This window comes from Glycomyces dulcitolivorans, assembly GCF_003265355.1.
In the GTDB taxonomy this organism is placed as follows: domain Bacteria; phylum Actinomycetota; class Actinomycetes; order Mycobacteriales; family Micromonosporaceae; genus Glycomyces; species Glycomyces dulcitolivorans.
The window spans coordinates 60,381-79,326 of sequence record NZ_QFRW01000068.1 but is presented as its reverse complement, the minus strand read 5'-3'; the positions used below and the strand labels follow the sequence as shown (position 1 = coordinate 79,326).

At 70.9% G+C, this 18,946-nt stretch carries 20 protein-coding genes, 1 tRNA gene and 1 pseudogene; 14 read left to right on the top strand and 8 right to left on the bottom strand.

The features are described from left to right. Window positions 1-122: 122 nt before the first annotated feature. Entirely contained in the window at window positions 123-470 is a 348-nt protein-coding gene (locus tag DI269_RS05390) for an ArsR/SmtB family transcription factor (protein ID WP_112134091.1), read from the bottom strand. 145 nt (window positions 471-615) lie between these two features. On the opposite strand from DI269_RS05390, the gene DI269_RS05385 reads away from it, so the two are divergent. From DI269_RS05385 to DI269_RS05365, 5 genes and pseudogenes are all read left to right on the top strand, one after another. Then, window positions 616-969 (top strand): zinc ribbon domain-containing protein YjdM, encoded by a 354-nt coding sequence (locus DI269_RS05385; RefSeq protein WP_112134081.1) that lies wholly within the window; start codon window positions 616-618, stop codon window positions 967-969. A 228-nt stretch (window positions 970-1,197) separates the two neighbouring features. Further along, window positions 1,198-1,473 (top strand): annotated as a pseudogene (locus tag DI269_RS05380) (nucleotide-binding domain-containing protein); the annotation flags it as partial. Window positions 1,474-1,597: 124 nt separating this feature from the next. Continuing rightward, window positions 1,598-1,795, top strand: a complete 198-nt coding sequence (locus DI269_RS05375) for a hypothetical protein (protein ID WP_157974775.1) — start codon at window positions 1,598-1,600, stop codon at window positions 1,793-1,795. Between the two features lie 150 nt (window positions 1,796-1,945). Next, window positions 1,946-3,259 (top strand): ISAs1 family transposase, encoded by a 1,314-nt coding sequence (locus tag DI269_RS05370; RefSeq protein WP_198667173.1) that lies wholly within the window; start codon window positions 1,946-1,948, stop codon window positions 3,257-3,259. Window positions 3,260-3,523: 264 nt separating this feature from the next. After that, a complete protein-coding gene (locus DI269_RS05365) occupies window positions 3,524-3,880 on the top strand; it encodes a histone-like nucleoid-structuring protein Lsr2 (protein ID WP_112134078.1) in 357 nt (118 codons plus the stop codon). 289 nt (window positions 3,881-4,169) lie between these two features. Here DI269_RS05365 and DI269_RS05360 read toward each other — a convergent pair. Continuing rightward, window positions 4,170-4,243, bottom strand: a tRNA-Pro gene (locus DI269_RS05360). A gap of 56 nt (window positions 4,244-4,299) precedes the next feature. Continuing rightward, window positions 4,300-4,794, bottom strand: a complete 495-nt coding sequence (locus tag DI269_RS05355; RefSeq protein WP_157974774.1) for a hypothetical protein — start codon at window positions 4,792-4,794, stop codon at window positions 4,300-4,302. 185 nt (window positions 4,795-4,979) lie between these two features. Between DI269_RS05355 and DI269_RS05350 the strand changes: the two genes are divergently transcribed. After that, entirely contained in the window at window positions 4,980-6,068 is a 1,089-nt protein-coding gene (locus DI269_RS05350; RefSeq protein ID WP_112134076.1) for a hypothetical protein, read from the top strand. Window positions 6,069-6,112: 44 nt separating this feature from the next. On the opposite strand, the gene DI269_RS05345 is transcribed toward DI269_RS05350, so the two are convergent. Beyond that, on the bottom strand, window positions 6,113-6,868 hold the full coding sequence (locus DI269_RS05345; RefSeq protein WP_112134075.1) for a DUF2470 domain-containing protein: 756 nt from the start codon (window positions 6,866-6,868) through the stop codon (window positions 6,113-6,115). Between the two features lie 242 nt (window positions 6,869-7,110). On the opposite strand from DI269_RS05345, the gene DI269_RS05340 reads away from it, so the two are divergent. The 5 genes from DI269_RS05340 to DI269_RS05320 all read left to right on the top strand — a co-directional run bounded on the left by DI269_RS05340 (window position 7,111) and on the right by DI269_RS05320 (window position 12,049). Next, entirely contained in the window at window positions 7,111-9,138 is a 2,028-nt protein-coding gene (locus DI269_RS05340) for an NPCBM/NEW2 domain-containing protein (RefSeq protein ID WP_112134074.1), read from the top strand. An 80-nt stretch (window positions 9,139-9,218) separates the two neighbouring features. Further along, window positions 9,219-9,533, top strand: coding sequence for a DUF2218 domain-containing protein (locus DI269_RS05335; RefSeq protein ID WP_112134073.1), 315 nt, complete (start codon window positions 9,219-9,221; stop codon window positions 9,531-9,533). A 61-nt stretch (window positions 9,534-9,594) separates the two neighbouring features. Continuing rightward, window positions 9,595-10,263: a DUF2306 domain-containing protein gene (locus tag DI269_RS05330; RefSeq protein WP_112134072.1), complete on the top strand. Its 669-nt coding sequence runs from the start codon at window positions 9,595-9,597 to the stop codon at window positions 10,261-10,263. Window positions 10,264-10,268: 5 nt separating this feature from the next. Then, a complete protein-coding gene (locus tag DI269_RS05325) occupies window positions 10,269-11,399 on the top strand; it encodes a sensor histidine kinase (protein ID WP_232822635.1) in 1,131 nt (376 codons plus the stop codon). Next, complete coding sequence (locus DI269_RS05320; RefSeq protein WP_112134070.1) at window positions 11,396-12,049, top strand: response regulator; 654 nt, start codon at window positions 11,396-11,398, stop codon at window positions 12,047-12,049. Before DI269_RS05325 ends, DI269_RS05320 begins: the two co-directional genes overlap by 4 nt. Here the strand turns inward: DI269_RS05320 and DI269_RS05315 are convergent. Together DI269_RS05315 and DI269_RS27640 are read right to left on the bottom strand one after the other, a co-directional pair. Beyond that, window positions 12,046-12,858: an alpha/beta fold hydrolase gene (locus DI269_RS05315; protein WP_112134069.1), complete on the bottom strand. Its 813-nt coding sequence runs from the start codon at window positions 12,856-12,858 to the stop codon at window positions 12,046-12,048. The two genes, DI269_RS05320 and DI269_RS05315, sit on opposite strands and share 4 nt — an antisense overlap. 81 nt (window positions 12,859-12,939) lie before the next feature. Then, window positions 12,940-13,104: a hypothetical protein gene (locus tag DI269_RS27640; RefSeq protein WP_198667172.1), complete on the bottom strand. Its 165-nt coding sequence runs from the start codon at window positions 13,102-13,104 to the stop codon at window positions 12,940-12,942. A gap of 59 nt (window positions 13,105-13,163) precedes the next feature. Between DI269_RS27640 and DI269_RS28755 the strand changes: the two genes are divergently transcribed. From DI269_RS28755 to DI269_RS05300, 3 genes are all read left to right on the top strand, one after another. Continuing rightward, a complete protein-coding gene (locus DI269_RS28755) occupies window positions 13,164-14,591 on the top strand; it encodes a glycosyltransferase (protein ID WP_456298700.1) in 1,428 nt (475 codons plus the stop codon). Continuing rightward, window positions 14,592-16,739: an RNA polymerase recycling motor ATPase HelR gene (gene helR / locus DI269_RS05305; RefSeq protein ID WP_112134067.1), complete on the top strand. Its 2,148-nt coding sequence runs from the start codon at window positions 14,592-14,594 to the stop codon at window positions 16,737-16,739. It begins immediately after the preceding gene. A gap of 80 nt (window positions 16,740-16,819) precedes the next feature. After that, window positions 16,820-17,686 carry an alpha/beta fold hydrolase gene (locus DI269_RS05300; protein WP_112134066.1) on the top strand — a complete coding sequence of 289 codons (867 nt, stop codon included), beginning with the start codon at window positions 16,820-16,822 and terminating at the stop codon, window positions 17,684-17,686. A gap of 19 nt (window positions 17,687-17,705) precedes the next feature. Here DI269_RS05300 and DI269_RS05295 read toward each other — a convergent pair whose 3' ends face one another. Together DI269_RS05295 and DI269_RS05290 are read right to left on the bottom strand one after the other, a co-directional pair. Further along, on the bottom strand, window positions 17,706-18,053 hold the full coding sequence (locus tag DI269_RS05295; protein WP_112134065.1) for a histone-like nucleoid-structuring protein Lsr2: 348 nt from the start codon (window positions 18,051-18,053) through the stop codon (window positions 17,706-17,708). Window positions 18,054-18,180: 127 nt separating this feature from the next. Then, entirely contained in the window at window positions 18,181-18,759 is a 579-nt protein-coding gene (locus DI269_RS05290; protein WP_112134064.1) for a hypothetical protein, read from the bottom strand. Window positions 18,760-18,946 lie beyond the last annotated feature (187 nt).

The following is an 18,946-nucleotide window of genomic DNA, read 5'->3' as shown; positions in this document are numbered from 1 at the left end:
CGCGACGGTGGCCCCGGCGAGGAGGTCCCGGCCGGGCGAGCGCCGGACGGCGGCGAGGTCGGCCCGGCCGGGCAGGAGCTCCGCGACGCGGCCCCAGGCGGCGCGAACCCGACTGCGGACGCTCACGACCGCGCCCGCGACACCGCGGACTCGCGCAGTTCGTCCAGGAGCTCAACTTGTCCGGCGAGCATCTCGGTGAGAATGCGCCGGGCCGCGAGCATCAGGTCGGCGACGTCCGGTCCCGCCAGGGCGTAGGTGACCGTCGAGCCCTCCCGGGCAGAGGCCACGATCCCGGCGCGGCGCAGCACCGCCAGCTGCTGCGACAGGCTGGAGGCCTCGACACCGGTGTCCGTGAGCAGCTCGCGGACCTGCTTCGGCCCCTCCCCGAGGAGTTCGAGCACGCGGATGCGCACCGGATGCCCCAGCATCCGAAAGAACTCCGCCTTCGCCTGGTACAGCGGCACCGCCATGGCCGACCCCATTCGCTCACTTAAATGATCAATTGAAGAACTCTGCAATTCATCATCCACAGGCGGGCCCGTCCGTTGGGGCACTCGTCACGGCCAGTGCGCGAACCGAACGTGCGACCTGCTGGTCCTGCCTAAACTCCCGGGCATGGACCAGAACCTGCCGCCGTGCCCCGAGTGCTCCTGCGCGTACACGTACGAGATGGGGCCGCTCCTGGTGTGCCCCGAGTGCGGACACGAGTGGAACCCCGCCGCCTCCGCGGTCGCCGCCACGGCAGCGGAGCGGGTGGTCAAGGACGCCGTCGGCAACGTCCTCTCCGACGGCGACACGGTCACCGTCATCAAGGACCTCAAGGTCAAGGGCAGTCCCACCGGAATCAAGGTCGGCACCAAGGTCCGCGGCATCCGCCTGGTCGACGGCGTGGACGGCCACGACATCGACTGCAAGGTGCCCGGCATCGGCGCCATGCAACTCAAATCGAGCGTCGTCAAGAAGGCATGACCGCGGCCGCCGGACGTGGCGGCCGCTTGAAACCGCCGCAACCTCGTCGGACAGGCCATCTGGCACCTCCGTTGACACCCGTCTGGCGCATTTGCGGGATTCGGCTTCACGGAGAATGGTCTTGCCATTGCGAAGAAGAAGTGGAAGGCCGTCTTCGGAAAGCCGATCCCTGCCTCGACGACGACCGAAGCCGCACCGTAGGCCCCCACCTACAAGAGGACTGAGGAGTTCATCGAGGACAGCTTCCCGGTCGACATCAGATACGGGGTCAGGATCGACTGCACCGTCACCCAGAACAGATTCAGTCCCGATCGACTCCGAAACATGCTCAAGAACCGCACGCTGCTCCCGCCGCAGAAGAACCTCGACTTCATCATCGAGGACTACGACGTGCCCGAGCCCTACGAGGTCAAGTGGAAGGTGCTCAACCGCGGAGATGAGGCGAAGCGGCGCGACATGATCCACGGCCAGATCATCTCCACCAGCCGAGCAGGGCGTGGGTGAGTTCCCGGTATAACCGAATTGCCCCTTTGTGGATTCGGGTTTATCAGGATTCAAGCGAGTCGCGCTCGTGTTCCCCGTCTCGGGCGGACCCACGTGGGAAGCCGTCCCCGTTATTGTCGGGGTCGTGACCCATCCGAGGAAGTGGCCCCAGCGAATCGCGCGCTGGGTGATGATCGCCTTCGCCGTGCTGATCGGCCTGCTCATCCTCGCGTGCACGCTCCGCCTGACACTTCCCGAGGAGTGGTTTTGGGAGGACTACGGGGCTTGCAAGATCTCGCCAGAGGGCAAGGACCCAGGGGACGGCCGCGAGATTCTCTGCTGATCGCGGACGCGGCGGACCACCCCGACAGGGCACGGCGAGAGTCGCGTATGTCGGGCTTGTGATGGCGGGTTCGCCTGGGTGCAATGACGACGCGGGCACGGCCCGGGTGATCATTTGGGTGCTGAATCCTGTTGAACACCAAGGAGAACCGTGCCGGCTCCACTATCCTCTTCCATCGCCGATGCTTTCACGAACCTGGGCGAGATCAATCTCGACGAGGTCCCCGACCTACGCCGATACCTTTCTTGGGTGCCCGACCCGCGTGGACGGTGCGGCCGCTGGTACTCCCTGACGAGCCTGCTGGCGCTGTGCGCGGCTGCGGTGGTTGCCGGGTCGGTCACGGTCGAGGCGATCTGCGAGTGGGCTACCGACGCCCCCGCTGAGGTGCTCGCCGCACTCGGTATCCGCCGCCACCCGCTCGGGCGCAGGCGGTCGCCCTCGCGCAGGTGCCTGACCTCGGTCCTGGCCCGGATCGACGGCGACGCACTCGACCGGGCCGTTTGCGCCTGGCTGACCGCTCGCCGCGCCGCACCGGCAGGCGATGGCGAGCGAGCGCCGGGCCTGCGGGCGGTCGCGGTCGATGGGAAGACCCTGCGCGGCTCCAGGAACCGTGAGGGCAGACGCGTGCATCTGCTTTCCGCGGTCGACCAGGATGCGGCGGTGACTCTCGCGCAGCGCAATGTCGGGTCGAAGACCAACGAGACCGGCGAGTTCAAGGGACTGCTCGCCTGGATGGACCTGGCCGGCACGGTCGTGACCTTCGATGCGCTCCACACCGTGAAAGCCCAGGCTGCCTGGCTCGTCGATGTCAAAGGCGCCCATTACGCCGCCATCGTGAAGGCAAACCAGAAGCACTTGTATCGGCAGCTCAAGGGCCTGCCTTGGAGCGAGGTGGGCCGCGGAGCGCAAGCGGCGGAGACCGGACACGGCCGAAGCGAGTCCCGATCGGTCAAGGTCTGCGGGATCGATCCCGCGGCCGGAGGACTACCCTTCCCCGGCGCGGTCACCGCCATCAAGCTCCACCGCCGCCGCCAGGTCGACGGCGAGAAGCGGTCACGCGAGACGGTCTACGCAGTCACCAGCCTGGAAGTCCACCAGGCCTCTCCAGCCGACATCGCAGCGCTCGTTCGTCGGCATTGGGCCATCGAGAACCGCCACCACCTGGTCAGGGACACCACCTTCCGCGAAGACGCCTCCCGGCTCAGAACCGGGAACGCGCCCCGCGCGATGGCCAGCTTCCGCAATCTCGCCATCGGCGGACTCCGCCTTGCCGGGGTCGACAACCTCGCCAAAGCCACCAGGTACAACTCCCGAAACCCCTACAGGCCACTGCCATTCATCGGAATCACACCATTACCGATATCACGGACCTTCACCCACGCCCTGACCAGCCGAGCCAACAGCCATCACGAGCAAACGCAATTCCACGGCGAGCACTATGTCGACTGCTACGTCAAAAAATGACCACGTAGTCCTCGCTCGAGACCGGATCCAGGTGCCCGCCACCCCCGGATGGAAGACCGCGCCTCAAGCCATCAGCGTCAGAGCCTACGGAGACATCGCCTGTCCATCTCAGAGCCGACCTAAGACGTCCCAGCCACTTTGCACCACCGGCTCACACTGTACGCTTTCCAATCGGTGCGAGTACCTCCGCTGGACTTCCATATTTGCATCACTTATGGCAACCCTCTAGTGACAGCGGCATTCAATAAGCAATTAGGAGTGAACATGGCGAGAAAGACACAGGTCGTTCTCATCGATGACATCGATGGCGGCAAGGCCGACGAGACCGTCAAGTTCGCTTTGGATGGTCAGGCGTACGAGATCGACCTCTCGGATGTGCACGCCAAGGAGCTGCGGGATGCGCTGGAGAAGTTCCAGGAGGCGGGCACCCGACTGGGTCGCTATAGCCTCGGGGCCGCGCGTGGACCCGTTCGGCAAGCAGTAGCTCCGCGCCGCCGGTCCGGCGATCGGGACCACAACAAGGCGATCCGGGAGTGGGCCGAACGAAACGGCAAGAAGGTCTCGCCGCGTGGACGCATCCCGCAAGCGATCATCGAGGAGTACAACGCCGCCGGCAACTGACCTTGCACACTGCGCCGCGGCCCCGGCAGGACGCCGGGGCCTTTCTCATGTCTCGCAAGTGGGATCGACCCGCCGGAACGAATTTGTCGGGCTGCGCCTGGAGGAACACGAAGCGGCTCAAGCAAACCGCAAACGAGCATCCAGTGAGTGACTGAGGTCACTATCGGAGGGGCTTTCGTCGGCCAGCGTGCCGGGGGATCCTGGTTCATCAGACCAGCACGTGACCAGCATGAGCCGGTCAGTCGGGTTTCCTGAGTTTCGGGAAGCCCTCCTGACCACTGGTTTTCTGTCGGGACGACAGGATTCGAACCTGCGACCCCTCACTCCCAAAGCGAGTGCGCTACCAAGCTGCGCCACGTCCCGTTCCGGCCGCAACGCGGCCTCAGCAAGGGTACAGCACTTCTGCTCTGTGGCGGGGGTCAGAGTTCGGGCGGGGTCTTGCCGCGGAGGAGGCGCTTGGCGATCATGGCGAGCAGGAGGAGGATCGGCAGGCTGAGGAGGCCGAAGAGGATGACGAGGGGGAGGTACATCGCCCAGTCGCCGGAGCCGGCCTCCCAGGCGCGGGGGTCGTCGTAGCCGATGAACGGGGAGGGGCGGCCTTCCATGAGGCGGGCGTCGACCTGCTGGCCGATCAGGCAGTCGCCGGTGACCTCGATGCGGGTCTCGACGGTGGGGCCGCCGCCGGCGGGGGTGAAGACGCCGGTGCAGACCTGTTCGCCGCGGCCGTTGTGCTCACTTTCGACGACGGCGGTGCCGGGGACGCCGGCCTGGCCGTGGGAGGCGCGGTAGCCGTCGATCATGGCCACGACGTTGGCGTACAGGGCGACCGGGAACGCGAGGAGGATTCCGATGACCACTGTCAGGAGCACCGCTGTTACGGCGGGGTGCGGCCGTTTTTGGTCTTCGGCGGCCATTTCGGCTCCTCTTCGGGATGCGTGTCGGTCGGGTGCATTCTGGCCTGGCGGTGCCACCGCGTACGCCGGTGTGGCGGGGCGGTTACTTCGTTTTTGCGAGATTCGTTGCAACGCATGGCACTCGGGCGCGCGTACTTGGGGGGTCCGGGGCTGCCGCCCCGGGATCGTTACGAAAGGACGGCACCGTGTCGCACACGAAGTCGAACACGAACGAGCAAGTCCCCAGGCGCCCGCGGGCGTTCCTCGCCGGCGGCGCGATGGTCGCGATAGCCGCAGCGGCGGCCGCGACCCTGCCGGTCCAGGGCGCGGCGGCAGCGCCGAGTGGGGGCGAGGAGTGCGTCCTCCAGGAGCTGCCGATGCCCGAGGGCCTGTACTTCAGCATCGTCACCGGCATGAGCGCCGACGGCTCGGTCATCGCCTACCGCGCCTACCCGGCCGGGCTCGACGGCGACGAGCGCTACCCGCTGCTGTACGAGGACGGCGAGGTCACCGAGGTCCCGATCCCGGGCCTGGACCAGTCGCTCAACGACGTCAACGCGGACGGCCTCGCGGTCGGGTCCGGCTGGGTCGGGGAGGGCAACCTGCCGTACGTCTTCGAGGACGGCGAGGTCAGGGAGCTGGCCGCCAACGACGGGGGCGCCGCGACCGGGGTCAACGACGACGGCGTCATCGTCGGCACCACCGGCCAGGGCCCGTTCAAGCCGGTGAAGTGGCTGCCGGGCCAGGTCAAGCCCGTCGAGCTGCCGCTGCCCGAAGGCGCGACCGGGGGCGGCGCGACCGCCATCGACGAGGACGGCACGATCGTCGGCTCCGCCGGAGGCGATTTCGAGGGCAAGCCGTACGTGTGGCACCCGGACGGGACCGGCGAGGAGCTGCCGCTGCCCGAGGGCATCGACCCCGAGACCGTCGCGGCGTTCTACGCCAGCGACGTCGCCGGCGACTGGGCGGTCGGCTACCTGCTCACCTCCGATTCGGAGAACGCGGTCCGCTGGAACCTTGAGGACGGCACCGTCGAGGTGCTCGACCTGAACTACTCGGTGGGCATCAACGAGGACGGGACCGCCTCCGGCTCGGTCGACCCGGTCGCCGCGCTCCAGGACGAGGACGGCGAGCTCGTCGAGCTTCCCGGCCTGGTCGACCCGGCCGAGAACTGGTTCGGCGACAACGCCACCTCGATCAGCGAGGACGGCGAGCTGGCCGCGGGCCAGGTGTTCGCCGGGGAGGACGAGTTCGGGAACCACATCCTGAAGGCCGTCACCTGGGAATGCGACTAGCGATCAGTTGAAGCGCCGGGCCCGTCCGTGAGGCGGGCCCGGCCTCATTCGTTTTCGCCGCAGTGGTTGCGGGCGCACAGGATCGGGTGCATCAGGTGCGCGAGGTCGTGCTGGCTCTTCACGGCCCGCGCGAACTCCAGGCGCACCCAGCGGCCGCGGCCGAGTTCGCCGGAGCGCTCGCCGAGGTCCACGACGAAGCCGTACCGGTCGAGCCGCATCACCTGCGGCGGCCCGTCGGCGAACGCGGTCGCCTCGCCGAGCAGGCGGCACAGGTAGCCCTCCAGCTGGGCCGTGTGGTGGTCGGAGAGGTCCGCGAGCAGGTCCTCCTCGCACTCCTGGAGCGGGTCGGGTTCGGCTGCGGCGTAAGCGGTCAGGTCGACCAGGTCGGTGGTGCCGCCGCGGTTGAGCGTCACGCGGTCGGGCGCGAGCCGCAGGATCGCGACCCCTTCGCCGACGTCGAAGAGGTCCGGGTCGGGAATCGACTGGGCGTATTCGAGGACGGCCTCGCGCACGTCGTCCTCGGGCACCGGGAGCAGGTCGCCGACCACGCGGACGCGGCCCAGGCTCGGGGCGCCGAGGCGCGGCGGCACGTCGTCGACGCTCAGCGACACGCGTGGCGCCTCCCGCCCCTGGAGACGGGTCGCGAGCTCCTCGCCCGCCGGGGCCAGCAGCAGCGGGCGCCCGCGGCGGTCCGTCGCGTGCTGGACGCCGGTGACCGCGACCCCGTCGTCGAAGCGCACGAGACCGGGCAGCCGGCCGCGCGCCAGCGTGCGAGCCGTCTCCGCCGCCGATGGGCGCATGGCGACTCCTTCCGTCGGGGGCCATGAGTTAGCTGAGCCTACATGAACTTAGGCCTGCCTAACAAGAGGCCCGCCGCGTGCCCGACAGTGCCTCCCTGCCCCTTGGGTCCCAACCTCAAAGTTTCCTCATAAACATTAAGGCTAGCGTTTACACGCTTTCCAACAGATCTCACCGTGTTCTAACGTCGACGCATATGCATGTCTGCACTTGACATGCGATCAGCGTCTGCAAGGAGGCAGCGATGAGAACCCCGAATCCCTCACGCCCGCAACGTAGTCCGCACCGGAGACTGGCGGCCGCGGTCGCACTGGCACTCGCGGCGGCGGCCCTGGCGGCGGGGCCCGCCGCCGCAAAGCCGGAACCCGGCGGCGGGCAGCCCGACACCGCGGCGGACACCCCGCCGATGGGCTTCAACAACTGGAACGCCACGCAGTGCGGCGAGGACTTCAACGAAGACATGATCATGGGCATCGCCGACCTCTTCGTCGAGAAGGGACTCAAAGACGCCGGATACGAGTACATCAACCTCGACGACTGCTGGGCCGAGTACGACCGGGACGAAAACGGCAAGCTCGTCGTCAACGCCGAGCGCTTCCCGAGCGGCTTCGAGGCGCTCGCCGACTACATCCACTCCAAGGGCCTGAAGTTCGGGGTCTACACCAGCGCCGGCACGCGGACGTGCAGCGGCGACATGCCCGGCTCGCTCGGGCACGAGGCGAGCGACGCGCAGCAGTTCGCCGACTGGGGCGTCGACTACCTCAAGTACGACAACTGCAACAACCAGGGCGTCCCCGCCGAGGAGCGCTACGCCGCCATGGGCGACGCGCTGGAGGCCACCGGCCGCGACATCGTCTACAGCATCTGCGAATGGGGCGACAACGAGCCGTGGTCGGGCTGGGCCGAGGAGGTCGGCGGCGACCTGTGGCGCACCACCTTCGACATCAGCGACTCGTACGGCTCCATGCTGTCGATCTTCAAGGACAATGTGGAGCTCGCCGAGTACGCCGGGCCCGGCGGGTGGAACGACCCCGACATGCTCCAGGTCGGCAACGGCGGCATGACCGACACGGAGTACCGCAGCCACTTCAGCCTCTGGGCGATGATGGCCGCGCCGCTGCTCATCGGCACCGACCTGCGCGACGCCACCGACGCGACCTACGAGATCCTCGGCAACGAGGAGGTCATCGCGGTCGACCAGGACCGGCTCGGCGAGCAGGCCGCGGTCGTGTCCCCTGAGGACGGACTGTGGGTGCTGAAGAAGCGGCTCGCCGACGGGAGCTACGCCGTGGCGCTGTTCAACGAGACGGGCGCCGCGCAGACGATCGCCACCGACGCCGACGCGATCGGCCTGCGCCGCAGCGGGTCCTACCAGATCCGGGACCTCTGGGAGCACGAGACGTACGAGACCGCCGGGACGATCGCGGCGACCGTCCCCGCGCACGGCACCGTCGTGTACAAGGTCGCCGCCTCGCACGCGGGGAGCAGCCCGGCCGACGTCCAGGTCGGCGGGTCCGACCTCGGCCAGGTCGAGGCCGGCGACGCCGCCGCGCTCACCGCGACCGCGGTCAACAACGGCCGCACCACGGTCGAGTCCGTCTCGGTCGACGTCGACGCCCCGCGCGGCTGGGACGTGGACGCGACGACCGACACCCGCGCCCGCACCCTCAAGAGCGGCAGGACGTTCACCACCGAATGGGAGGTGACCGCGCCCGACGGCGCCGCACCCGGGGCCTACGAGATCACGGTGACCTTGGAGTACAAGTCGAAAGGAAAGCGGGTGGAACGGGACCTCGTGCTCACCGCGGTCGTCGTCGAACCCCCGCCCGGCGGCACCTCGTACCTGAGCGACGTCGACTGGGTCAGCGCCGTCAACGAGTCCGGGGAGGTGCAGCGCGACGCCGCGGCCCTCGGCTTCAACGGCACGAGCGGCCCGATCACCATCGGCGGCACCGTGTACGAGAAGGGCCTCGGCACGGTCGCGACCAGCGAGGTCGTCTACTACCTCGGCGGCCGGTGCGGCGCGTTCGCCGCCGACGTGGGCCTCGACGACTCCGCCTTCGGCACGGGCGCCGTCACCTTCGAGGTCTGGGCCGACGGCGAGAAAGTCGCCGCCAGCGCCGCGCTCACCGGCGACGACGCGGCCGCGGCCCTGGCCGCCGACCTGACGGGCGCCTCCAGCGTCCGCCTGACCGCGACGTCGGACGGCTCGGGCGGCATCGGCCGCCTCGCCGCCGACTGGGCCGACGCGACCATCACCTGCGCGGCCTGAACCGCACGACGACGAGGGCGGCCGGTCCCGGCGGGACCGGCCGCCGACTGAACCCCAACGCGGACAAGGAGCAGCGCACCATGGCCGAACCGACACTCCGCGGCGAGCACGGCGCGGTCCTCGTGTCGAGGGCGACGATCGCCACCCGCCGAGCGGGACGCTACGCCGACCTGCTCGCCCAGCGCCTGAGCCGGCAGGCGCACGTCGAGGCCCTGCCCGGCGGGTACCGGCTCAGCTTCAGCGGCGGGGAGGGCCTGCTCGACTGCGCGCCGGAGGCCTTGTCGCTCATGGTCAGCGCCGCGGACGCGCCCTCGCTCGCGGACGTGCGCGACGCCCTCGGCACGTGCCTCGAACGCCTCGGCCGCCAGGACCGGCTGCGCGTCCGGTGGCGGTGAGGGGCCGGAACCGGCCACATGGCTGAAGCGGCGGGCAGGCGGCCGCGCCGAGGATTGCGGTATGGACACTCCCCCTCCCCGCCGCCGTCGCGAATGGACGATCGCGGCCGGCCTCATCCTCCTCGCCCTCGTCCCTTCGATCGGCGGGGCGTTCCGCATCGGTGAGATCGCCTCGGGCGCAACGGAGACGGACGCGAACGCGCGGTTCATGCAGATGCCGCTGCCCGTGGTCCTGCACATCGTCGGGGCGCTGACCTACGCGATCGTGGGCGCCTTCCAGTTCCTGCCGGACCTGCGGCGCAATCACAACGCGTGGCACCGCTTCGCCGGGCGGTACCTGCTGGTCCCGGCCGGGTTCACCGTCGCCGCGACCGGGCTGTGGATGACCGCGTCGTACGACGTGCCGCCCACCGACACCGGCGCGGTCGCGGCCTCGCGGTACGTCGTCGGCGGCCTCATGCTGGCGTTCCTGGTACTCGGGGTCGCCGCGGTCGCGCGCCGCGACTACTTCGCCCACGGCTCGTGGATGATCCGCGCGTACGCGCTCGCGATGGGCGCGGGCACGCAGGTGCTCACGTCGGGCCCGGCATTGCTGATCTTCGGGGAGCCGGACGCGATGATGCGCCTGCTCCAGATGGACGCGGGCTGGATCATCAACGCGCTCTTCGCGGAGTGGATCATCGCCCGGCGGCGAGCAGCGGCCCGGCGGCCTGCGACGATCGCGGTGTGAACGACATGAGGACCGTGCGCAGACGGATCAGTGCCGCGTGGTCGCGCCCGCGCGCGGCCGGCGCCGACGGACCGCGGCCGCGGGACGCCGGACTCGTGCTCCAGGCGGCCGTACTGTCAATCATCGAGGGTGTGTTCCGGCCGGACCTCGCATGGCCGATCGCCACGACCCTGGTGACGCTCGCGATCCTGCCGGTCCTGCTGTGGCGGCGCACGCGGCCGCTGGGCAGCGTCGCATTCATGATGGGTTCGACCACGGCCTTCACGCTCGCGCACGCGATCGCGGGGATCGAACCGAACGCACTCGTGTCCTCGTTCGCGCTCATGCTGGTCCCCTACGCCCTCTTCCGCTGGGGCTCAGGGCGGGACAGGATCGTCGGCGCGATCGTGATCTCGGCGGGGCTCCTGTTCTCCAGCTCGCTCAGCAGCGATCCGGTCACGGAGACCGTCGCCGGGATCGCGTTCCTCGGCGGGGCCTGCCTGCTCGGGGCGCTGCGGCGCGAGCGCGTCGAGGCGCGGGACCGGCGGATCGACTCGGTCCGGGCGCGGGAGCGCGAGGCGCTCGCGCGGGACCTGCACGACACGGTCGCGCACCACGTCTCGGCCATCGTGATCCGCGCGCAGGTCGCCGGGTCCGACCCGGCCGACACGGCGCAGGTCGCGGAGTCGTTGCGGGTCATCGAGACCGAGGCGCAGGCGGTGCTGACGGACATGCGCTCGATCGTCAGGACGCTTCGCGCGCCCGCCGCGTACAAGCCGACCGCGGGCCTGGACGACCTGGCCCGCCTCGCCGCGCCGGGGCCGCCGCCTGTGGTGGTGGACATCGTTGCGCCCGAAGACCTCCCGAGCATCGTCGCCTCGACGCTGTTCCGGATCGCGCAGGAGGGCGTCACGAACGCGCGGCGGCATTCACGCGGCGCCAAGAAGATCGAGGTTTCAGTCACTGTGGACGATTCGGCGGCGCGCATCCTCGTCCGCGACGACGGCGGCCCGGCGCGCCCGGACTCGGGCGACGGGCACGGCCTCCAGGGCATGGCCGAGCGGGCGGCGCTGCTGGGCGGGGAGATCGAAGCCGGGCCCGATCCGGCGGGCGGCTGGACGCTCCGCGCGTCACTTCCGTTGGGAGGCAGGGCATGATCCGCGTGATCGTCGCCGACGACCAGGAGCCGGTGCGCACCGGTCTGCGGCTGCTGCTCGAATCGCTGCCGGATATCGAAGTGGTCGGCGAGGCCGCCGACGGGGTGGCGGCGGTCCGGCTCGCGCAGCGGGTGCGGCCCGACGTGACGCTGCTGGACATCCGGATGCCGGGCCTGAACGGGATCGAGGCGACCTCGCTGCTCGCGGGCCCCACGGTCGCGAACCCGGTCGCGGTCGTCGTCATCACCACCTTCGACCTCGACGAGTACGTCCACGGCGCACTCCGGGCGGGCGCCAAGGGGTTCCTGCTGAAGGAGGCCGGGCCGCAGCTCATCGGCGAGGCGATCCGCGCCGCCGCGAACGGCGACGCGCTCATATCGCCGCAGATCACCGCCCGCCTGCTCGGCGAGTTCTCGCGCCCGGCCCGCAGAGTGCGGCAGCCGGTCACGCCGCTGACCGGCCGCGAAGAGGACGTCCTCGCCCTCCTCGCGACCGGTCTGACGAACATCGAGATCGGCGAGCGGCTGTTCCTGTCGCTCGGCACCGTCAAGACCCACATCGCGGGCATCCTCACCAAGCTCGGCCTGCGCAACCGCGTCGAGGCCGCGATGTGGGCCTACGAGTCGGGCCGGGTCCGCGGCGAGCCCTAGCGACGGACGGCGACGACCTCGCGGACGGCGTCGGCGACGGCCTTGAAGTCCCTCTTGAGGATCAGGTCGTGGTTGCTGGCGACCTTCGCGAAGATCTCGACGTGCTCGTTGCGCTCCACGAACTTGCCGAGCGCGGCCCGGATGACCTCCTGCTCGTCGCCCTTCGACCCGAGCGAGGCGCCCGAGGCGAGGACGTAGCGGGTCGGCACGGTGAGGCCGTCGATGACGGGGCCGAGGTTCCGCTCCAGGGAGATCTTGCCGAGCTCGATGTTGCACTCGGCCTGCTGCGCGGCGCTGAGCTTCGGGGTCAGGCCGGTGGGGCGCAGGACGGCCGTGACGGGGCGCAGCAGCTTGAAGAGCCTGCGGATGCGCTCCTCCATGGCGTCGGTGAGCCAGTCGTGCGGCTCGGCGCCCTCGACGAGGACCGCGCCGACGGTGCGCTCGGGGTTGCGGTGGGCCCAGTGCGCGGCGACGAAGGCGCCGTAGGACCACCCGGCGATGACGACGGGGCCGGTCACGCCGCGGGCGGCGAGGACGGCGTCGACGTCGCTGACGCAGGTCTCGAACGAGTAGTCGCTGGAGGTCTTGGAGAACTTGCCGCGGGCGCGCTCGTCGAAGTTGATGTGGCGGAAGCCGTCCCCGAGCTCGGCGACGGTGTGCTTCCAGTAGCCGAGGGTGGCGAACTGGCCGTTGCAGTAGATGATCGGAATACCCTCGCCGCCGGTGTCGGTGACGTGGAGGGCGGTGTCGCCGACCGGCACCAGGCCGGTCCAGGCGGAGGGGTTCGAGGGAGTGCTGTGGTTCGTCATGCCCAGAACTATGGCGGCCGGCCCTGACACGGCGCTGACACGGCGGTGACGCCGCGTCTCGCCTGGTCAGGGCCGGGGAGGTTAGAACGCGGCGTCGATGGTCGGGGCGGCGAACGCGGTGAGGGCGAAGGCGGCGGCCAGGAGGCCGAGCCCGAGGCCGCGGGTGCGGCGGGCGCCCAGGGGCAGGGCCGCGATGACGAGCAGGATGATCGCGATGAGGTAGAAGAGGGCTTGGAAGGTAGCCATGTCGGCCTCCTCGGCGGCGGGCGGAGGGCCGGTGCACTGCCCGTCGCCGCACTGGCGGCATGAACCCGGCCTGCTTGTCCTGTACCCGAAGTGGAGTGTGCCTGAACGCGACTCGAACGTTCTTTTCGGAGGGTGCGGTGCCAGCGGTCTGCCCTGAGAACGGCGAAGGGAAGGGGCCCATCGCTCCTTCCCACTTCAGTTTATATCGCAGCTCTCGCGGCAAAGGGTGCATCGGGGTGCCGACATGCCCTCTGACCTGCTGCACAATAACTCACCTGGGCTTGAGACGGGAGCTGGGCATGCGGGTGTTGATGACGACCTTCGGGTCGCGCGGGGACGTGGAGCCGATCGCGGGACTCGCCGCGGAGCTGCGGGCGCTGGGCGCCGAGGCGGTGGTGTGCGCGCCGCCGGACGAGGAGTTCAAGAACCGGCTCGACGGCCTCGGGGTCGAGCTGGTGCCGCTCGGGGAGCCGGTGCGGCCGAAGATCAGCGGCGACCGGCCGCCGTCGCTGTNGATCGCGGCCGGGCTCGTGGACGTCCAGTTCGCGACCGTGGCGCGCGCGGGCGCGGGATGCGACGTCGTCGTCGGGGCGGGCCTGCCGCCGGTCGGGGCGGCGCTCGCCGCCGAGAAGCTGGGGGTCCGCTTCCACTTCGCCGCGTACGTCCCGGGCGCGCTGCCCTCGCCGCACCACCGCCCGCTCCCCCGCCCGGGGCGGCCGTTCCCCGAGGGCGAGACCGACAACCGGGTGCTGTGGGACATCGACGCGGAGAACCTGCGGTTCCTGTACGGCCCGGCCCTGAACGCGCACCGCGCGGAGCTGGGGCTCGGCGCGGTCGAGGACGTGCGCGGCCTGCTCCTCGGCGGGCGGCCGTTCCTCGCGACCGACCCGCTGCTGGGGCCCTGGCCCGAGGCCGCGGCGACCGAGGTCGCCCACACCGGTGCGTGGTTCGTGCCGGACGAGCGGCCGCTCCCGGCGGACCTGGAGGCGTTCCTCGACGCGGGCGAGCCGCCGGTGTACGTGGGCTTCGGGTCGATGCCGTTCCAGTCGGGGAAGGACGCGGCCGCCGCGGCGGTCGCGGCGGTGCGCGCCCACGGGCGGCGGCTCGTGGTCTCGCGCGGGTGGGCCGACCTGGGGATCACCGGGGACGACTGCTTCGCGGTGGGCGAGAGCAACCACCGGAAGCTGTTCGCGCGCATGGCGACCGTGGTGCACCACGGCGGCGCGGGCACGACCCACAAGGCCGCGGTCGCGGGCGTGCCGCAGGTCGTGGTGCCGCAGATCGCGGACCAGCCGTACTGGGCCGGGCGGGTCGCGGCGCTCGGCATCGGCGCGGGCCACGACGGCCCGGTGCCCACGGCCGACTCGATGGCGGCGGCGCTGGAGACCGCGCTCGCGTCCGGGTCCCGGGCGGCCGAGGTCGGCGCGCAGATCATCACCGACGGTGCGGCGCGGGCCGCGCGGCTGCTGCTCGAAGGGGGCCGCTGAATGAACGCACCGCACGTGAGTCCCTTCGACCTGCCGGACCGCTTGGCCGCCAAGGCCGATCCGGCGCTCATCGCCGCCGACGAGGCGCATTTCGCGGCCATCGAGGCGAGCCTGGCGCTCGCGGTCGCCGACCTGTCCGAGCGATTGGAGGCCGCCCGCAAGGCGGAGGGCGGCTTCGGCCAGTTCGACGGCCAGCACGCGGCCGACCGGGACCGGGAGATCCACCGGCTCACCGCGCGCCTCAACACGCTGCGCCGCTACGGCCTCGACCTGTGCCTGGGGAGGATCGTCGGCGAGACCACGGTCTACATCGGACGACTCGGGCTCGCCGACGCCGACGGGCGGCGCCTGCTGCTCGACTGGCGGTCCCCGGCCGCCGAGCCGTTCTTCGGTGCGACCCACGGGAACCCGATGGGCCTGGCGAGCCGCCGCCGCTACCGCTGGACGCGCGGGCGGATCACCGACTACTGGGACGAGGTGTTCACTGCCGAAGGGCTCGAAGGGAACGCGGCCCTGGACGACCAGTCGGCGTTCATCGCCAGCCTCGGCGGCACGCGTTCGGAGCGGATGCGCGACGTCCTGGGCACCATCCAGGCCGACCAGGACGCCATCATCCGGGCCGGGTCCAGCGGCGCGCTCGTCGTCGACGGCGGGCCGGGCACCGGCAAGACCGTCGTCGCCCTCCACCGCGCCGCCTACCTGGTCTACACCGACCCGCGCCTGGGCCACCACCGCGGCGACGTCCTGTTCGTCGGCCCGCACGAGCCCTACCTGGCCTACGTCGCCGACGTCCTGCCGAGCCTCGGCGAGGAGGGCGTCCAGACCTGCACGCTCCGCGACCTCCTCCCCGAAGGCGAAGCGGCGCAAGCCGAAACGGACCCGGAGGTCGCGCGTCTCAAGGCCGATGCGCGGATGGTCGCCGCGGTCGAGCCCGCCGCGCGCCGCTACGAGCAGCCGCCCAAGCGGGGTCTGAGCGTCGAGACCCATTGGGGCGACGTGTACCTGAACGCCGCGGACTGGGCGGAGGCGTTCGCCGCGGCCGGGCCCGGGACGCCGCACAACGAAGCGCGCGACCAGGTGTGGCGCGAGCTCGGCGAGATCATCCTCGCGAAGCTCCCCGAGGACGTCTCCGAGGACCTGCTGCGCCGCGCCCTCGCCCGCGACCAGGGGCTCCTGGCGGCCTTCGACAAGGCGTGGCCGCTCATCGAGCCGCCCGACCTCGTCGCGGCCTTCTGGGCCTCCCCGGCGTTCCTGGCGTGGTGCGCCCCGCACCTGGAGGAGTCCGAAGTCGAACTCCTGCAACGCAAGGACCCGTTCGCGTGGACCGACTCGGACCTCCCGCTGCTCGACGCGGCCCGCCAGCGCCTCGGCGACCCCGAGGCGTCCCGCAAGGCCCGCCGCCGCGAGGCCGAGATCGCCTCCGAGCGCGAGGTCATCGACAAGGTCGTGGAGGACCTCCTCGAAGCCGGCGACGGGAACGTGGAGGAGATGATCCTGCTCAAGGGCGCCGACCTCCAGGACGCGCTCGTCCACTACGAGGACCTGGAGACCGCCGACCCCGACCTGCTCGCGGGGCCGTTCGCGCACATCGTGGCCGACGAGGCCCAGGAGCTGACCGACGCCGAATGGCAGATGCTGCTCCAGCGCTGCCCCTCGCGCAGCTTCACGATCGTGGGCGACCGCGCCCAGGCCCGCCACGGGTTCACCGAGTCGTGGACCGAGCGGCTCGAACGGGTCGGCATGGGGCGCATCGAGATCCGCTCGCTGAGCATCAACTACCGAACGCCCGAGGAGGTCATGGCCGAGGCCGAGGTGGTCATCAAGGCCGCGCTGCCGGACGCGAACGTCCCGACCTCGGTGCGCCGATCCGGCGTCCCGGTCGAGCACGGGTCGGCCGCGGATCTGGAAGGGCTGCTGGAGGACTGGCTCGCCGCGCATCCCGAGGGGACCGCGTGCGTCATCGGCGCGCCGGGTTTCGCGGAGCGCCCGCGGGTCCGCTCGCTCACGCCGGAGCTGTCGAAGGGCCTGGAGTTCGACCTGGTCGTCCTCGTCGACCCGGAGGACTTCGGCGGCGGCATCGAGGGGGCGGTGGACCGGTACGTGGCGATGACCCGCGCGACCCAGCGGCTGGCGGTCCTCACGTCGTGATCAGCGATTCGCGTGCGGCGATGAATCCGGTGATCCAGGCTCGTCCTATCCCCAGGAACCCTTTGAAGTGAGGAGACACCATGACCGAGCCGAAGACTTTCACGCTGGACGCGCCCGGAGCCGTGCTGCACTACGACGTCCGCGAAGGCGAGGACGGCGGTGACGAGCCGGCGCTGCTGCTCATCGGCTCGCCGATGGCCGCGCCGGGCTTCGCGACGCTCGCGTCGCACTTCCCGGAGCGGCGCGTGGTCACCTACGACCCGCGCGGGTCCGAGCGCAGCCGCCGCACCGACGGCGGCGCCGAGTCGACGCCGGTCGAGCACGCCGACGACCTGCGCCGGGTCATCGAGGCGGTCGGCGGGCCGGTGGACGTGTTCGCGAGCAGCGGCGGCGCCGTGAACGCCCTCGTGCTGGTCGCCGAGCACCCCGAGCTGGTGCGGACCCTCGTGGCGCACGAGCCGCCCGCGGCCAGCGCGCTGCCCGACCGCGAGGCCGCGAACGCCGCGATGCTGGACATCCACGGGACGTACCTGGCCTCGGGTTTCGGTCCGGCGATGGCGAAGTTCTTCGCGCTGGTCTCCCACGACGGTCCGTTCAACGACGAGTACCTGGCGCAGCCCGCGCCGGACCCGGCGGCGTTCGGCCTCCCGACGGAGGACGACGGGTCGCGCGACGACGCCCTGCTGGGCCAGAACATGCGCACGTGCGGGGCGCACGAGCACCACTTCAAGGCGCTGCGCGCGGCCCCGACCCGCATCGTGGTCGCGGTCGGCGCCGACTCGGGCGACACGTTCGCCGCCCGCGGAGGCCGGGCCGTGGCCGAGCGGATCGGGGTGGAGGCGCGGCTGTTCCCGGGCGACCACGGGGCGTTCCTCGGGGGCGAGTACGGCCAGACCGGCAAGCCCGACGAGTTCGCCGCGACCCTGCGCGCGGTCCTCGCGAGCTGACCGGAGGCGTCCCCGACGGTTAGGCGTGGGCCTCGTTGTAGGCGGCGACCACGCCGTCGGGGAGCTTGCCGCGGGCCTTGACGGGGAGGTTCTGCTCCTCGGCCCAGCGGCGGATGTCGCGGTTGCGGTCGCGGTCGTCGCGGGAGGTGGTGCCCCGGTTCTTGACGGGGACGACCTTGCTCGCGTGGTAGCGGCCCAGCTCGGTGCCGAACTCGCGGTACGCGGTGAGGCGGTCCCGCAGCTCCTCGGCGTGGGCGTCGGAGAGGTCGACGCTGTACAGGTAGCCGTCGAGGCCGAATTCGACCGACTCGGCCCCCTCGCTCCCGTCGATGTCGTCGAACAACGTGACCACGGTCTTCTTCGCCACTGCGTCGCCTTCCTAACAGGATTATGTCCACCCCGCCCCGCGGTGCCGAATCGCCGGTGAAGGGCGACGCGGCATCGGGCGCGGGAGAAGCACCGTCCCTCATTGGAGAGCGGCGGTTCCGCACATACTAGCGAAACGCGATTTCGTCGGAACTGACGCGGGCCCTCGCGTTCACGGCGTGCGCGAGCCACACGAGCGCCGCGCCGCTGGCGATGTGCACGGCGCTGATGAACAGGTTGTCGGGCAGGGGCGCGAGCAGGGCGATGAGCGGGAACGCGAAGGCGTACACGGCCGCGGGCAGGCGGGGGTAGAGGCCGGCGCGGAGCATCGCGATGCCGAACAGGATCGTCCCGGCGCTGAAGACGAGGGCGCTGCCGAGGAGTGCGGCCGTGGCGGCCCCGGGGAGGCCTTCGGTGACGGCGGGGTCGAGGTGGATGAGGACCAGGTTGAGGGCGAAGGCCGCGCCGCCGAACAGGCCGAGGCCGACCAGGTTGAGGCCGTACGCGATCACACCGAAGGTGCGGGCTTTCCCTTTGTGGGCGAGGTGGAGGGCGACGATCAGGGGCAGGCCGAGCGCGGGGGCGATGCCGAGGGCGAGGCCGGTGAGAGGGATCTCGCCGGTGACGATCTCGACTGAAGATGCGGCGGCGATGAGGATGCCGGAGGCGGCGCCGGTTGCGGCACCGAGGCGAAGTGTTGCGTTCATGCCCTCGACGCTAGGGACGCAGGCGATCCGGGAACAGTGCCGCGCGGCCGGACCCGGTCGCCGGGCGTCACCGGCGGGGGTGCCGGTCGGCACGTGTCCTCCGGCAGGTTGACCGGTCCCGTTGCGCTGCATATCCTGCGGTCATGCCCCTCCCCCACCCGCTCCGGCGCCCCGACGGGCTCCCGGC